Here is a 15905-nt window from a genome sequence, read left to right as displayed (position 1 = left end):
GGCCCCGGTGGCGCGCCCGGTCGCGGCGGCCCCGGCGGAGCACCCGGTCGCGGCGGCCCCGGCGGCCGTCCCGGTGGCGGCGCTCCCGGTCGTCCCGGTGGGTTCCCCAGCGGCGGCCGTCCCAACCGTCCCGGTCAGCGCGGCCAGACCCAGGGAGCCTTCGGGCGTCCCGGTGGTCCGTCGCGTCGCGGCCGCAAGTCGAAGCGGGCACGTCGCCAGGAGTTCGAGGCCATGGAGGCCCCGACGATCGGCGGGATGCGCGTCCGCAAGGGCGACGGCGAGACGGTTCGCCTGGCGCGTGGCGCCTCGCTGACCGACTTCGCCGACAAGATCGGCGTCGAGCCGGCTTCGCTCGTGCAGATGCTCTTCCACCTCGGCGAGATGGTCACCGCTACCGAGTCGGTCAACGACGCGACGCTCGAGCTGCTCGGTGAGGAGCTCAACTACAAGGTCGAGGTCGTCTCTCCCGAGGACGAGGACCGCGAGCTGCTTGAGGGCTTCGACATCGAGTTCGGTGCCGACGAGGGCGACGAGTCCGACCTGGTGGTGCGGCCCCCGGTCGTCACCGTCATGGGTCACGTCGACCACGGAAAGACCAAGCTCCTCGACGCGCTGCGCAACGCCAACGTCGTGGACAAGGAGGCCGGTGGCATCACCCAGCACATCGGTGCCTACCAGGTCGCCACCGATGTCGACGGCGACGAGCGTCGGATCACCTTCATCGACACCCCCGGCCACGAGGCCTTCACGGCCATGCGTGCCCGTGGTGCCCAGGCGACCGACATCGCGGTGCTGGTGGTCGCGGCCGACGACGGCGTCATGCCGCAGACGGTCGAGGCGCTCAACCACGCCAAGGCGGCCAACGTCCCGATCGTGGTGGCCATCAACAAGATGGACAAGCCCGAGGCCGACCCGACCAAGGTCAAGGGTCAGCTCACCGAGTACGGCCTGGTGCCCGAGGAGTACGGCGGCGACGCGATGTTCGTCGAGGTCTCGGCCAAGGCCGGGCTCAACCTCGACAAGCTGCTCGAGGCGCTCGTCCTGACCGCGGACGCCTCGCTCGACCTGCGCGCCAACCCGACTCAGGACGCCCAGGGCCTCGTGGTCGAGGCGCACCTCGACCGTGGACGCGGTCCGGTCGCCACGATCCTGGTCCAGCGCGGCACGCTGCGCGTCGGAGACTCGATCGTCGCCGGTCCGGCCTACGGCCGTGTGCGAGCGATGCTCGACGAGCACGGTGACGAGATCCTCGAGGCCGACCCCGGTCGGCCCGCGATGGTCCTCGGTCTCAGCGCCGTCCCCGGTGCGGGTCAGAACTTCCTCGTCGTCGACGACGACCGGATGGCCCGCCAGATCGCCGAGAAGCGTGAAGCACGCGAGCGGGCGGCCATGCAGGCCAAGCGCCGGGTGCGTCGTACGCTCGAGGACTTCATGGCCTCCATGGAGAAGGGCGAGAGCCAGGAGCTCAACCTCATCCTCAAGGGCGACGTGTCCGGTTCGGTCGAGGCTCTCGAGGACGCACTGTCGCAGATCAGCGTGGGCGACGACGTGGGCATCCGCGTCATCGACCGCGGTGTCGGTGCGATCACCGAGACCAACGTCGACCTGGCCGCAGCCTCCGACGCGATCATCATCGGCTTCAACGTCCGGCCCCAGGGCCGGGCGACCGAGATGGCCGACAAGGAAGGCGTGGAGATCCGGTACTACACCGTCATCTACCAGGCCATCGACGAGATCGAGGCAGCCCTCAAGGGCATGCTCAAGCCGGAGTTCGAGGAGTCGACCCTGGGCCAGGCGGAGATCCGTGCGATCTTCCGCAGCTCCAAGGTCGGCAACATCGCCGGGTGCATGGTCACCAGCGGGTCGATCCGACGCAACGCCAAGGTCCGCGTCCTGCGCGACAGCGCGGTCGTGGCGGACAACCTCGACCTGCTCTCGCTCAAGCGGGAGAAGGACGACGCCTCCGAGGTCCGCGAGGGCTTCGAGTGCGGTCTGGTGCTGCGCAACTTCGGTGACATCAAGGAGGGCGACGTGATCGAGGCCTTCGAGATGCGCGAGATCCCGAGGGCCTGATCGCCCCCCGATGCACCCCGCGGCGCCGCCGCGGGGTGCATCGCCCTCGGAGGGCGGGTGCACGCTTGGCTCGCCGTTCCCCTGCTCCGCCGAACCGAGGCTCGCTGCGCTCGCGGTTCGGCGGGCTGACGCAGCCCTACCGGGTCGCCATCGTCAGATCTGAGAAAGTAGTCCCATGGCCAACCCCCGTGTTCGCAAGCTCGCCGACCGCATCCAGGTGATCGTGGCCGAGATGCTCGAGCGGCGCATCAAGGACCCGCGTCTCGGGTTCGTCACCATCACCGACGTCCGGCTCACCGGCGACGGTCAGCAGGCGAGCATCTTCTACACCGTGCTCGGCGGCGAGGACGAGATGAAGGGCACCGCGGTCGCGCTCGAGTCGGCCAAGGGCATCCTGCGCTCCGAGGTCGCCAAGCAGCTCGGCACGCGCACGGCGCCGACGTTGACCTTCATCCACGACGCGCTGCCCGACGAGGCACGCGCGCTCGACGAGGTGCTTGCCCGGGCCAAGGCCCACGACGACGCCGTCGCGGCCCAGCGTGGCACGACGTACGCCGGCGAGGCCGACCCGTACAAGAAGCCGCGCGAGATCCTCGAGGAAGACGACGAAGCTGACGAAAGCGACGACAGCGACGACGCCGACGAGGACGACGCAGAGGCGTGAGCAAGGCTGTCACCCCCGGCCTCGTGGTGGTCGACAAGCCGGGCGGGATGACGTCGCACGACGTCGTCTCCCGGGTACGTCGCCTGGCGGGGACGCGCAAGGTAGGCCATGCCGGGACCCTGGACCCGATGGCCACCGGCGTCCTGGTGCTCGGCGTCGACCGCGCCACGCGGTTGCTCGGGCACCTGATGCTGACCGAGAAGGCCTACGACGCCACGATCCGCCTCGGTGAGGCCACGACGACCGACGACGCGGAGGGCGAGGTCGTCGCGACGGCGGACGTCGCCGCCGTCGCCGAGCTGACCGAGGAGAGCGTGCGGGCAGCCCTGGAGGCGTTCGTCGGGGACATCGAGCAGGTGCCGACAGCAGTCTCGGCGATCAAGGTCGACGGCAAGCGCGCCTACGCCCGGGTCCGTGACGGCGAACAGGTCGAGCTCAAGGCGCGTCCGGTGACCATCCACGACCTCACCGTCCACGAGGTCGTCCTGCCCGACGTCCACATCTCGGTGCGGTGCTCCAGCGGCACCTACATCCGCGCGATCGCGCGCGACGCCGGCCAGGCCCTCGGCGTCGGCGGACACCTCACGGCGCTGCGTCGTACGGCGGTCGGCGCCTTCGACCTGACCGTCGCGCGAAGCCTGGACGTGCTCGCCGAGGGCTTCGCCGTGCTACCCATCGCCGAGGCGGCCCGCGCGACCTTCGCGTGCGTCGACCTCGACGAGGCGGACGCCGCCGACGTCCGGCTGGGCCGCAAGCTGAGCGTCGAGATCCCCGGCCTCACCGCCCTGTTCGACCCGTCCGGGGAGTTCCTGGCTCTCTATGAGCCGCAGGGCGATCGCGCCCGCGCGGTCGCGGTCTTCGTCGGATGAGCGCCGCTGCCGAGCGCAGCCCCGCCGCGGTTTAGGCTCTGCGCGTGACGATCTGGCGCAGCTTCGACGACGTGCCGCCCAGCCTGCAGGCGAGTGCGGTGACGATCGGCAACTTCGACGGCGTCCACCGCGGACACCGGGCCGTCATATCGCGGGCCCGCGCCGCCGCCGACCGGCTCGACGTACCACTGGTCGCTGTCACGTTCGACCCGCACCCGATGGCCGTGCTGCGTCCGGAGCACGCCCCGTCGATGCTCACCGGACTCGAGGAGCGAGCCGTGCTGTTGGGCGCGGTCGGCGTCGACCACGTCCTGGCGCTCCCCTTCGACCTCGCGATGGCGCAGTGGTCGCCCCAGGACTTCGTCGACCGAGTGCTCGTCGAGGCACTGCATGCACGGGCGGTGGTCGTCGGCGCCAACTTCCGCTTCGGGAGCAAGGCCGCAGGAGACGTCGCCTTCCTCCGCGAGGCAGGCCCCTCGTCAGGTTTCCAGGCCGACGGGGTGGAGCTCGACGGCGGGCCCCAGGTCTGGTCCTCGACCTACATCCGCACGTGCCTGGCCGCCGGTGACGTCGCCGGCGCCGCGGAGGCCCTGGGGCGCCCGGTCACGGTGCAGGGGGTGGTCGTGCGCGGTGACCGACGTGGTCGCGAGCTGGGGTACCCGACGGCCAACGTGCCGACCGACGCCCTCACGGCTGCCCCCGCCGACGGCGTGTACGCCGGTCGGCTGCGACGTCTCGACACCGGCGAGACCTTCCCGGCGGCGATCAGCGTCGGCACCAACCCCACCTTCGAGGGCGTGCAGGGCAGGCGCGTGGAGTCCTACGTCCTCGACCGCACCGATCTCGACCTGTACGGCGTCGAGATCGAGGTCGAGTTCGTCGAACGGCTGCGCGGCATGGTCGCCTTTGCCGGGGCCGATGCTCTCGACGCGCTGAAGGCCCAGATGGCCGACGACGTCGAGCGCACCCGCGGACTCGTCGGTGGCTAGCCTGCCGACTCGCAAGCCGCCCGGGCCGGACCCGGCGCCCGACCCGGTCAGGCAGGCCGAGCGCTGGTTCCTGAGCCACGGCCTGACCTACTTCGTGCCCTCGGTGCGCGCGTCCGTGCGCGAAGGTCTGACTCCCCGCCGGATGCTGCCCACGGCCGTGGTGATCCTCGTCGTCGCCGGGGCCGCCGGGTACGGCGCGGTGCTGCTGGACCAGGAGTCCTCCATCCCCGCCATCATCGCCTCGTCCGTGGGGATCGGCGCGCTCTCCTACGCGTTCACCGCACTCCACGCCCGTGGGATCGTGCTGTGGGCACTGGGGCGGACCTTCGGCAGCCTCAAGCTGCTCGTGCCGATGGCGAGCAGGGCGCTGCCACTGCTGCTGGTGTTCGTGACGTTCCTGTTCATCAACGCCGAGGTCTGGCAGATGACCTCCGCGCTGGCCCCCGGCCTGCTCTGGCTGACCGTCCTGCTCCTGCTCTCCCTGGCCGTGATGTTCCTCATCGTCCGCCTGCCCGAGGAGGTCGACCGGGTCGACGACGCCGTGGACGCGCCGTTCATCCTGCGCGCCACCAAGGACACCCCGCTGGCCGCCCCGGCGAGGGCACTGATCGACGCCGGCGCCACCCCGTCGTCGCGGGCGACCGTGCGCGGCTACGACCGCTGGAACCTCATCCTCGTGCTGCTCGTGGTGCAGGTCGGACAGGTGGTGCTGCTGGCGGTGGCCGTCTTCGGCTTCTTCCTGGTCTTCGGCGCGCTCGTGATGACCGAGGGGGTGCAGGAGTCGTGGACGGCCCAGCCCGGGGTCGACACCCTGCCCTTCCTGCCGAACGCCTCGGTCGAGCTGCTGAAGGTCTCGCTCTTCCTCGCCGCCTTCTCGGGTCTGTACTTCACGGTGTCGGCGGTCACCGACGACACCTACCGCAGCCAGTTCTTCGCCTCGGTGACCGAGGAGCTCGAGCGGGCCGTCGGGATGCGGGCGGTCTACCTGACGCTGCGCGAGGCCTCGGGGGGACCGGGCTCGCCAGGACCGTCGCACCCACCGTCGGCCTGAGTCGAGCAGGTGTCCGAAGGCGACCGGTCGGTCGTCGCCCACCCTGCCCGGGTCGCGCGTGGTGACCTCACCGCACGAGCGGCTCGTGCCCGGCGGGCTCGGCAGGGCTACTCCGCGTCGAGGTCCTGGGCCACGAGCGCCGCGATGGTCTCGACGTCGGCCTCGACATCGCCGGAGACCTCCACCGTGTCGCCGTGGCCGGCACCCAGGGTCATGATCAGCAACGACGACCCGGCGTCGACGGCCTCGTCACCGGGCAGCCCGATCAGCACCTCCGAGTCCAGGTCGGCGGCGGCGTCGGAGATGATCGAGGCAGGACGGGCGTGCAGGCCGACGGCGGAGCCGACGACGACGGTCTTGGTGGGCATGCGGTTTCTCCTTGGTTGATGCGGCCGCGCGTGTCGCGGCATGCGGTGTGGTGGTGCGGGACGTGCAGGTCAGGCAGTGACGAGCTCGTCGACATCGGTGGCGTCGACGGCGACGGCGCTCTCGCCCGCGAACGACTTCAGTGCGATCACCGCCGCCGCTGCCACGAGGACACCGGCGACCAGGGCGATCACGAAGCCGAGCACGCCGTCGACGGCGAAGAGCACGAACACGCCCCCGTGAGGTGCGCGGAGGCCGACGTCGAAGGCCTGGGAGAGTCCGCCGGTGACGGCGCTGCCCAGCATGATCGACGGGATCACCCTCAGCGGGTCGGCCGCTGCGAAGGGGATCGCGCCCTCGGTGATGAAGCTGGCGCCGAGGAGCCACCCGGCCTTGCCGTTCTCGCGCTCGGCGCGGGTGAAGAGGCGGGGCCGCAGCACGGTGGCGAGCGCGAGGGCGATCGGCGGGACCATGCCCGCCAGCATCACGGCCGCCATGATCTTGAGCTCCGGGGCGTCCTGCACCGTGCCGACGGCGGCGAGCCCGGTGGTGGCGAAGGCGTAGGCGGTCTTGTTGAGCGGGCCGCCCATGTCGAAGGCCATCATCAGCCCCAGGATCACGCCGAGGATGATGGCCGATCCACCCGTCATCGAGCCGAGGCCCTCGGTGAGGGCGTCGCTGAGCTCGGCGAGGGGACGTCCCAGGACGACGACCATGACGAAGCCGCTGGCCAGGGTCGCGCCGAGCGGGATCACCAGCACCGGCATCAGCCCCCGGGCCCAGGAGGGCACGGGACGACGGGCGATCCAGTGAGCCGACAGGCCGGCCAGGACCCCGCCGATGATGCCGCCGATGAAGCCGGAGCCGGTCGTGCCGGCGATCGCCCCCATCACGAAGCCGGGAGCGATGCCGGGTCGGTCGGCGATCGCGTAGGAGATGTAGCCGGCCAGCGCCGGCACCAGGAAGCCGAACGCGGCGCCTCCCAGGGTGAGCATCAGGGCGGCGAGGTAGGTGAGCAGGGCGCCGTTGGGCAGGCTCGCGCCGTCCATGACGTACGCCGCGGTGTCCGGCAGGTCGAAGAGGGACGCGTTGACCGCGATGTGCTGGGCGGTGTTGACGGCCGCCCCGTCGAAGGTCGAGCCGAGCGCGATCTCGTAGCCGCCGAGAAGGAAGCTGAGCGCGATGAGCAGCCCGCCGGCGGCCACGAACGGGATCATGTAGGAGACGCCGGTCATCAGGACGCGGCGCACCGTCCCTCCGATCGTGCTGGTGGCCTCGCTGCCGCCCTGCTCGCCGCCGCTGGCGGCGGTGCCCTCGACACGGGGCGCCCGGGGGTCGTCGGCGAGGCGAAGGGCCTCGCTGATCATGGTGTCGGCGTCGTCGATCGGACGCTTGACGCCCGACGAGACCACGGGCTTGCCGGCGAAGCGGGCTCGGTCCTTGACCCCCACGTCGACGGCGAAGATGACCGCGTCCGCCTGCGCGATGGTCGCGGGGGCCAGCGGCGTGGAGCCCGCCGAACCCTGGGTCTCGACCTGGAGGTCGACGCCGGCGCGCGATGCGGCGGCCTCGAGGGCCTCGGCGGCCATGTAGGTGTGTGCGATCCCGGTCGGGCACGCCGTCACGGCGACCAGGCGACGTACGGCGGCAGAGGTCGGGGGAGTGGACGCCGCGCTCGGGGCGGGCTCGGCGGGCTTCGGCGCAGCGGGAGCCTCGCCCACCGCGCCCTCGACGAGCGCCACCACCTCCTCGTTCGAGCCCGCCTGGCGCAGACCGTCGGTGAACTCGCTGCGCACCAGTGCCCGCGCCAGCTTGGTCAGGATCTGCAGGTGCGTGTTGTCCCCACCCTCGGGGGCGGCGATGAGGAAGACCAGCTCGGCCGGTCCGTCCTTGGCGCCGAAGTCGACCGGGGGTGAGAGCCGGGCGAACACCAGCGTGGGTACGGCGACCCCGGCCGTGCGGCAGTGCGGGATGGCGATGCCACCCTTCATGCCGGTGGGCGACTTCGCCTCGCGCGCCAGTGCGTCGGTGACGACCTGCTCGGCGTCGCCGGTGCGGCCGGCGGCGGCCAGGACGGCGGCCAGGCTGCGCACGACGCTGTGCTTGTCGGCGCCCAGGTCGGCGTCGAGGCGGACCAGGTCGGTGGTGATCAACGTGCTCATCGGTAGCTCTTCCTCGCGGTGTGGTGCATGGCGATCTCGCGCACGTCGACCAGGTCGGGTCGCACGTGCGCAGGCTCGGGGATGGTGGTGCCGGGGAGCCCGGCGGCCGCGGTGCCGTAGGCGACCGCGAGGGCGAGGCGCTCGGTCGGAGCCAGCCCGCGCAGGTCTCCCAGCAGGTAGCCGAAGAGGCTGGAGTCGCCGGCCCCCACGGTGCTGACCACCTCGATGGGAGCAGGTCGGGCGTGCCAGGCGCCGTCCCCGGTGACCAGGACAGCGCCGTGACCCCCCAGGGTGGCGAGCACGGCACCGACGCCTCGCTCGACCAGGGTCCGCGCCGCCTCCGCTGCCGCGACGGGGTCCGCCTCGAGCTGGTCGCCGTCGCCTACGGTGAGGGTCGCGAGCTCGTGCCCGTTGGGCTTCATCACGTGGGGGGGAGCGGTGTCGAGGTGCTCGACGACGGCGAGGAGGGGGGCGTCGCTGGTGTCCACGGCGACGCGGGTGCGCGCTCGTAGGTCTCCGACGAGCTCGGCGTACCACGCCTGGGGGGCACCGGGGGGCAGGGAGCCGGCGAGCACGATCCAGTCGGCCTCGTCGGCCAGGGCGTGCAGGGTGTCGGCCAAGGACGCCAGCACCTCTCCGCTCGCCAGGGACCCCGGGCTGTTGAGCTTGGTCGTCGTGCCGTCCGGCTCGGTGATCGTGAGATTGACCCGCACCGGTCCGTCGCACGGCGTGAGCCTGCTGGGGATGCCGGAGGCGGTGAGCTCGTGGACGAAGGGATCCTCCGGATCCGCGGGAAGCACCGCGAGGGTGCCGACGTCCGCCGACAGGCAGGCCCGCGAGATGTTCACGCCCTTCCCGCCGGCCTGGGAGCCGCTCGCCTCGATCCGGTGCACGGCACCGCGGCGCAGCGGCTGTCCCAGCACGAGCGTCCGATCGATGCTGGGGTTGGGGGTGAGGGTGACGATGCACCCGTGGTGGCCCACCGTCATGCCACGATCACCTCGATGTCGAGCGCCTCGAGCTGACGTCGGGCCTCGGCCTCGATGCCTTCGTCGGTGACCAGGCAGTCCACCTCGTCCAGGCGCGCGAACCGCACCGGCGCGGCCGTGCCGATCTTGCTGGAGTCGGTCAGTACGACGACGCGTCGCGCGGCGGCGACGATGGCTCGCTTGGTGGAGGCCTCGTCGGAGTCGGGCGTCGAGAGTCCGTGCTCGGCCTCCAGGCCATTGGTGCCCAGGAAGACCACGTCGGCCCGCAGCAGACCGAGCGCCGACACGGTGTCGGCGCCGACCGCTGCCTGCGTGGTGTGACGCACCCGTCCGGGCAGAAGGTGCAGATCGACGCGGGGGAGCGAGGTCAAACGGGCCGCGACCGGGACGGCGTGCGTGTAGACGCTCAGGCGCAGGTCCGGGGGGATCGCGCTGGCCAGTCGTGCCGTGGTGCTCCCGGCGTCGAGGATCACGGTGGATCCGTCGGGGGGGAGCTGACCCACCGCAGCCTGCGCGATGCGCTCCTTCGCCGCGATGTTGGTGCCGGCGCGTTCGTCGAGCTCCGACTCCACGCTCGCCAGGGCGCTGGCCGGGACGGCGCCACCGTGGACGCGGCGTACCAGTCCAGCACGCTCGAGGACGGAGAGGTCGCGACGCACGGTCTCGGTGGTGACCGCATACTCCTCGGCCAGCGCGGCGACCGAGAGCCGGCGTCGATCGGTGACCAGCCGGGCCATGGCCTGCTGCCGTTCTTCGGCGTACATTGTGTCCACCCCTTCGAATCTTTGTATCTGTTGTTTTATGCCCGAATCTGTTGATTGTCAAGGCCTTTCCCGGTTATCTTGTGACCGTGAACACAGCAACAGAACGCTCTGGCACCCGGTCCGTGGCTCAGCGACGCACCCTGCGCGGCACCGCCGTGGTGGCCGGCGTCGGCTACGGGCCGGCGCTGCACGCCCGGGGCGAGGTCTCGCCCTCCGCGCTCGCCTCGTTCGGCACCGGGGACTTCGCCGGCGTCGACGAGGCGCTCGCCGCCTACGACTCCGCGGCCGCCCAGGTGGCAGCAGGCTTCCAGGACAAGGCGGCACGCGCGACGGGCCACACAGCAGAGGTGATGGCTGCCAGCGCGGGTCTCGCGACCGACCGTGGCCTGCGCGGGGCTGTGCGCAAGAACCTGCGTGCAGACGAGGACCTGCTCTCCTCCGTTCACGGTGCCGTGGAGCAGTTCGCCGAGGCCTTCACGCAGATGGGGGGTCTGATGGCCGAACGAGCCACCGACCTGCGCGACATCGAACGCCGCGTGGTGGCTCGACTCCTGGGCGAGCCCGAGCCCGGCGTGCCGACCCCCGAGCGGCCGTCGGTGCTGGTCGCGGAGGACCTCGCTCCCGCGGACACCGCCGGACTCGATCCGACCCTCGTCCTGGCGCTCGTGACGGAGCGTGGAGGACCGACCAGCCACACCGCGATCATCGCGCGCCAGCTCGGCATCCCGTGTGTCGTCGGAGTTGCCGACCTGATGGAGGTCGAGCCGGGCACCCCCATGCTCGTCGACGGGACCGGAGGCGAGGTCGAGCTGGCCCCGGACCCGGCCCACGCGCAGCAGCGGTCGGCCGCCGCGGCCCTTGCCCGGGCTGCCCACGACGCCTGGACCGGACCGGGTCGCACGTCCGACGGCGTGGGGGTCAAGATCCTGGCCAACGTCGCCGACGGCGAGTCCGCGACGTCCGCGGCCACCGCACCCGTCGAGGGCGTCGGCTTGTTCCGCACCGAGCTGTGCTTCCTCAACCAGAGCGTCGAGCCGAGCGTGGAGGAGCAGGCAGCCATCTACGAGCAGGTCCTGGGCGCCTTCGGCCACCGCGGGCACGTCGTCGTGCGCACCCTCGACGCAGGCTCGGACAAGCCGGTTGCCTTCGCGACTCTTCAGGGCGAGGAGAACCCCGCGCTGGGAGTGCGCGGGCTGCGGCTGTCGTTCGGCAACCCGGGACTGATGGACCGCCAGCTCGACGCGATCGCCTCCGCGGCACGGACGACCGGGACCGAGACCTGGGTGATGGCCCCGATGGTCGCCACCGTCGCCGAGGCCGCCGACTTCGGCGCCAAGGTGCGCTCGCGCGGCCTCAAGGCCGGCGTGATGGTCGAGGTGCCCAGCGCGGCGCTGCTCGCCCACCGGATGCTCGAGGAGGTCGACTTCCTCTCCATCGGCACCAATGACCTGACCCAGTACACGATGGCCGCCGACCGGATGGCGACAGATCTCGCGCACCTCACCGACGCCTGGCAGCCCGCGGTCCTTCAGCTCATCGCGATCACCGCCGCGGCCGGTCGCGAGGCCGGCAAGCCGGTGGGGGTCTGTGGCGAGGCCGCCGCTGATCCGCTGCTGGCGTGCGTGCTCGTGGGCATGGGGGTGACGTCGCTGTCCATGGCCTCGGCCGCGGCGCGACCGGTCGGAGCCACCCTCGCCGGGACCACCATCGACCAGTGCAGCGAGGCAGCCGAGCTGGCACTGGCTGCCGCCGACCCTGAGTCCGCGCGAGCTGCGGTGCTGTCGCTGCTGGGATGAGTCGGCGCGTGGTGCCGTGAGGCTCAGACCCGCAGGTCGAGCCCGATCCGGGTCCCGGGGCTCAGGTGGCGCAGACCTGCACCGGCACGCCACTCAGGGCGGCGTTGCCGGACACGTCGAGCAGCTCCGGGTCCGTGAGGTCGTTGATCGACACGCCCGCCACGGTCGAGGCGTGGCCGAGACGGGTCCCCGGCACCTGGTGGCCGTACCCGTGCGGCAGCGAGACCACGCCCGGCATCATGTCGTCGACGCCGCTGGCCTCGACCTCGACGCTCCCGACCCGCGAGGTCACGGTGACCCGCTGGCCGTCGGCGATCCCGCGTGCGCTCAGGTCGTCCGGGTGCATGAGCAGGTGGTGGCGCGGCTTGCCGCGGGTCAGGCGTGGGGTGTTGTGCAACCAGGAGTTGCAGTCCTGCTTGTGCCGGCGTCCGATGAGCAGGAGCTCGTCGCCGGGGGCGGCCGGTCGCGCGGCGGCCAGGGCTGCATGCAGGCGAGGCAGGTCGTCGGTCACCAGCGGTGGCGTGAGGTCGATCCGCTGCTCGGGGGTCTGCAGGCGCTCCGGCATCGTGGGTCGTAGCGCTCCGAGGTCGACGCCCTCAGGGTGCTCGACGAGGTCGGCCATCGTGGTGCGTCCGCCGGACTCCAGGAGTACGGCGACCAGGTCGGCCGGCGGTGTGGCCGCGGCCGCGGCGGCCTCGTCGGCCAGGGGCGTGCCGAGGCGCTCGTTGAGCCGTGTCGTGAGCTCCCCGAATATCTGCCAGTCGTGGCGCTGGTCGTCGCCGGCCTCGAAGACGGCCGGCGTCCAGCGGGCGGTGTTGCGCACCGCGAAGCCATGGAAGACCAGGTCGTACTGGTCGCGCTCCAACGCCGAGGTCGGGGGAAGGATGACGTCGGCGTGCCGGGTCGTCTCGTTGACGTAGAGGTCGACCGAGACCATGAAGTCGAGCTCCTCGAGGGCGCGGCTCAGGCCCGGGCCGTCCGGCGTGGACAGCACCGGGTTGCCGGCAGAGGTGACCAGGGTCCGGATCTGCCCGTCGCCCGGAGTGCGCATCTCCTCGGCCATCACCGATGCGGGCAGCTCGCCGGCGAACTCCGGGACCTCGCGCACCCGGCTGCGCCACCGGTCGTAGCGCCCGGGCCCGACGATGCGGCGACCGACGGTGTCGACGGCCGGCTCGGGGAACATCGCGCCGCCGGGCCGGTCGAAGTGTCCCGACAACAGGTTGAGACAGGCGATCGCCCACTGGCACACCGTGCCGAAGGCCTGCGTGGACACCCCCATCCGCCCGTAGACCACGCCGGAGTCCGCGGCGGCCAGCTCGCGGGCCAGCGAGCGCACCGCCTCGGCGGAGACCCCGGAGGCCCGCTCGGCGAGCTCGGGGGTGAAGTCGGCGACCAGGTCGGCGAGGCGGTCCAGCCCGTCGACGTACGACGGCGCGCTGGCGAGGTCCTCGGCGACGAGGACGTGCAGCATCGCCAGCAGCACCGCGGCGTCGGTGCCGGGGCGGACGAAGTGGTGCTCGTCTGCCACCTTGGCGGTCTCGGTGCGCCGCGGGTCCAGCACGACCATCCGGCCGCCGCGATCGTGCAGCTCACGCACCCGGTGGGGGAAGTCCGGCACCGTCATCAGTGAGCCGTTGGAGGCCATCGGGTTGGCACCGACGACGAGGAAGAAGTCCGTGCGGTCGAGGTCGGGCACCGCGATCATCAGCTGGTGGCCGTACATCAGGTGGGCCACGAGCTGGTGAGGCACCTGGTCGACCGTCGAGGCACTGAACCGGTTGTGCGTGCGCAGCGAGCGCACGAAGCCGGCGCCGTGGGTGCCGAAGCCGAGGGAGTGGGCGTTGGGGTTGCCGAGGTAGGCGCCGACCGCGTCCCCGCCGTGCTCGAGGATCGTCGAGGCCAGGCGCTCGGCGACCAGGTCGAGGGCCTCGTCCCACTCGAGCTCCTCCCAGGTGGCGTCGGCGCCGGCGCCGACCCGGCGCACGGGACGGCGCAGCCGGTCCGGGTCGGTGTAGACGTCGGCGAGGGAGACGCCCTTGGGACAGATGTAGCCCCGCGACAGCGGGTCGTCGGGGTTGCCGCGGACCGACGTCACGACGCCGTCCTCGACGGTCAGGCGCAGGCCGCAGATGGCCTCGCACAGGTTGCAGACGGCGATCTTCGTCTCGGTGAGGGCCACGCGAGCATCGTGGCACGCACCGCCCCCGGCGGGACATGGGCGCAGCGCCCGAAGCCGGTCTCGATCGGGACCGGTCGGTCAGCAGGACTTCGGGGTCGGTGCCGCCGGGTGAGCCCCGAGTGACGCCGTCAGCGGCGGCGCAAGCTCACACGCGACGCCGACGTTGGTGCGAGGTCGAGGCACGGCGACGTTTTGGGTGCGCCCCGGACCCGCGCTAATCTTGCGCGGTTGCCCGTAGGGCGACAGCACGACCCAGATCCACCCGATACCCGCCGTGCAACGGCCGCGGATCGAGAGTGCCCGGGAGAACAGGCCCCGGTGCGCCGCGCAACGAGTGAACCAAGAAGGAGCCGCCATGTCGATCGGAACCGACGCAGCGACGAAGAAGAAGATCATCGCCGAGTACGCCACGACCGAGGGCGACACCGGTTCGCCCGAGGTGCAGATCGCGCTGCTCAGCCACCGCATCGCCCACCTGACCGAGCACCTCAAGACGCACAAGCACGACCACCACAGCCGTCGTGGTCTGCTGCTGCTCGTCGGTCAGCGCCGGCGCCTTCTCAACTACCTGAAGAAGGACGAGATCGACCGCTACCGCTCGATCATCGAGCGTCTCGGTCTGCGCCGCTGACATCGACGAGGGGACTCACCATCGGGTGGGTCCCTTCGCTGTTTCTCGTGGGCACTACATTCGGAACCGCACACAACTGAATACCTCACTCACAGGAGCGATCCGCGCCACCGTCCGGCCCGGTCCTCGGTAGTGGCTCTCGCTGCGCGGTGCGCAGCGCGGGCCTCGATCGAAGATCGGCCCCCGCCCAGCAGATGCAGGGCACGTGCGCGGCACCTCGCGGATCGCACCGCGAACAGAAAGATCAACGTGACAGAACCCGTCATCTCCGCCGTCGAGACCGTTCTCGACAACGGCAAGTTCGGCTCCCGCACCGTCAAGTTCGAGACCGGGCTCCTCGCCCGTCAGGCCGCCGGTTCGGTGACCGCCTACCTCGACGACGAGACCATGCTTCTCTCGGCGACCACCGCGGGCAAGCACCCCAAGGACCACTTCGACTTCTTCCCCCTGACGATCGACGTCGAGGAGCGGATGTACGCCGTGGGCCAGATCCCCGGCTCCTTCTTCCGCAGCGAGGGTCGTCCCGGTGAGGACGCGATCCTCACCTGCCGTCTCATCGACCGTCCGCTGCGCCCGACCTTCAAGAAGGGCCTGCGCAACGAGGTCCAGGTCGTCATCACCGTGATGGCGCTGGACCCCGACCAGCCCTACGACGTGCTCGCGATCAACGCGGCCTCGATGTCGACCCAGCTCTCCGGCCTGCCGTTCTCCGGCCCCGTGGGCGGCGTGCGCGTCGCTCTCATCGAGGGCCAGTGGGTCGCGTTCCCGACCCACAGCCAGCTCGAGGGTGCCGTCTTCGACATGGTCGTCGCCGGTCGGGTCACCGACTCCGGTGACGTCGCGATCATGATGGTCGAGGCCGAGGCGCCCGAGGACACCTACGAGCTCGTGCTCAACGGCGCGACCGCTCCCTCGGAGGAGGTCGTGGCCGGTGGCCTCGACGCCGCCAAGCCCTTCATCAAGCAGCTCTGCGACGCTCAGGCCGAGCTCGCCAAGCAGGCCGCCAAGCCGGTCCAGGAGTTCCCGGTCTTCCTCGACTTCGAGGACGACGTGTACGACGCCGTCGAGGCCGCCGCGACCGCCGGCACCACGCCCGCGCTGGCGATCGCCGACAAGCAGGAGCGCGAGAGCGCCCTGGACGAGGTCAAGGCCTCGCTCCTGGAGTCGCTCGGCGATGCGTTCGAGGGCCGCGAGAAGGAGGTCGGCGCTGCCTTCAAGGCGCTGACCAAGTCCCTCATGCGTACCCGCGTCCTGCGCGACAAGATCCGCATGGACGGTCGCGGCCTGGCCGACATCCGTCCGCTGCACGCCGAGGTCGGCGTGATCCCGCGGGTGCTTGCAGACGACCTGACTATGCACGTCGTCGGCC

At 71.5% G+C, this 15905-nt stretch carries 12 protein-coding genes and 1 pseudogene; 8 read left to right on the top strand and 5 right to left on the bottom strand.

Annotated elements, in window-relative coordinates:
* From infB to Q1K33_RS18595, 5 genes are all read left to right on the top strand, one after another.
* On the top strand, positions 1 to 2073 hold a 2073-nt coding region (gene infB / locus Q1K33_RS18615), incomplete at its 5' end, for a translation initiation factor IF-2 (RefSeq protein ID WP_300406242.1).
* A 175-nt stretch (positions 2074 to 2248) separates the two neighbouring features.
* Positions 2249 to 2737 (top strand): 30S ribosome-binding factor RbfA, encoded by a 489-nt coding sequence (gene rbfA, locus Q1K33_RS18610; RefSeq protein ID WP_300406241.1) that lies wholly within the window; start codon positions 2249 to 2251, stop codon positions 2735 to 2737.
* On the top strand, positions 2734 to 3606 hold the full coding sequence (gene truB / locus Q1K33_RS18605; RefSeq protein ID WP_300406240.1) for a tRNA pseudouridine(55) synthase TruB: 873 nt from the start codon (positions 2734 to 2736) through the stop codon (positions 3604 to 3606). Before rbfA ends, truB begins: the two co-directional genes overlap by 4 nt.
* Before the next feature lie 44 nt (positions 3607 to 3650).
* Positions 3651 to 4595, top strand: coding sequence for a bifunctional riboflavin kinase/FAD synthetase (locus Q1K33_RS18600; protein ID WP_300406239.1), 945 nt, complete (start codon positions 3651 to 3653; stop codon positions 4593 to 4595).
* Positions 4588 to 5646, top strand: coding sequence for a hypothetical protein (locus Q1K33_RS18595; protein WP_300406238.1), 1059 nt, complete (start codon positions 4588 to 4590; stop codon positions 5644 to 5646). Before Q1K33_RS18600 ends, Q1K33_RS18595 begins: the two co-directional genes overlap by 8 nt.
* A gap of 107 nt (positions 5647 to 5753) precedes the next feature.
* On the opposite strand, the gene Q1K33_RS18590 is transcribed toward Q1K33_RS18595, so the two are convergent.
* The 4 genes from Q1K33_RS18590 to Q1K33_RS18575 all read right to left on the bottom strand — a co-directional run bounded on the left by Q1K33_RS18590 (position 5754) and on the right by Q1K33_RS18575 (position 9927).
* Complete coding sequence (locus tag Q1K33_RS18590) at positions 5754 to 6014, bottom strand: HPr family phosphocarrier protein (protein ID WP_300406237.1); 261 nt, start codon at positions 6012 to 6014, stop codon at positions 5754 to 5756.
* A 69-nt stretch (positions 6015 to 6083) separates the two neighbouring features.
* Positions 6084 to 8174, bottom strand: coding sequence for a fructose-specific PTS transporter subunit EIIC (locus tag Q1K33_RS18585; RefSeq protein WP_300406236.1), 2091 nt, complete (start codon positions 8172 to 8174; stop codon positions 6084 to 6086).
* Positions 8171 to 9163: a 1-phosphofructokinase gene (locus Q1K33_RS18580; protein WP_300406235.1), complete on the bottom strand. Its 993-nt coding sequence runs from the start codon at positions 9161 to 9163 to the stop codon at positions 8171 to 8173. The genes Q1K33_RS18585 and Q1K33_RS18580 overlap by 4 nt, the downstream gene beginning before the upstream one ends.
* A complete protein-coding gene (locus tag Q1K33_RS18575; RefSeq protein WP_300406243.1) occupies positions 9160 to 9927 on the bottom strand; it encodes a DeoR/GlpR family DNA-binding transcription regulator in 768 nt (255 codons plus the stop codon). The genes Q1K33_RS18580 and Q1K33_RS18575 overlap by 4 nt, the downstream gene beginning before the upstream one ends.
* 122 nt (positions 9928 to 10049) lie before the next feature.
* Between Q1K33_RS18575 and ptsP the strand changes: the two genes are divergently transcribed.
* Complete coding sequence (gene ptsP, locus Q1K33_RS18570) at positions 10050 to 11723, top strand: phosphoenolpyruvate--protein phosphotransferase (protein ID WP_300406234.1); 1674 nt, start codon at positions 10050 to 10052, stop codon at positions 11721 to 11723.
* Positions 11724 to 11784: 61 nt separating this feature from the next.
* On the opposite strand, the gene Q1K33_RS18565 is transcribed toward ptsP, so the two are convergent.
* On the bottom strand, positions 11785 to 13905 hold the full coding sequence (locus Q1K33_RS18565) for a molybdopterin-dependent oxidoreductase (RefSeq protein WP_300406233.1): 2121 nt from the start codon (positions 13903 to 13905) through the stop codon (positions 11785 to 11787).
* 355 nt (positions 13906 to 14260) lie between these two features.
* Here Q1K33_RS18565 and rpsO point away from each other — a divergent pair, with 355 nt between their 5' ends.
* Together rpsO and Q1K33_RS18555 are read left to right on the top strand one after the other, a co-directional pair.
* On the top strand, positions 14261 to 14536 hold the full coding sequence (gene rpsO, locus Q1K33_RS18560; protein ID WP_300406232.1) for a 30S ribosomal protein S15: 276 nt from the start codon (positions 14261 to 14263) through the stop codon (positions 14534 to 14536).
* Positions 14537 to 14785: 249 nt separating this feature from the next.
* A pseudogene (locus tag Q1K33_RS18555) lies at positions 14786 to 15905 on the top strand (polyribonucleotide nucleotidyltransferase); the annotation flags it as partial.

The sequence above is a fragment of the Nocardioides sp. genome (assembly GCF_029937575.1).
Taxonomy (GTDB): domain Bacteria; phylum Actinomycetota; class Actinomycetes; order Propionibacteriales; family Nocardioidaceae; genus Nocardioides.
Note: the sequence above shows the minus strand (reverse complement) of the source record. Positions and strands in the feature narration are given on the sequence as shown.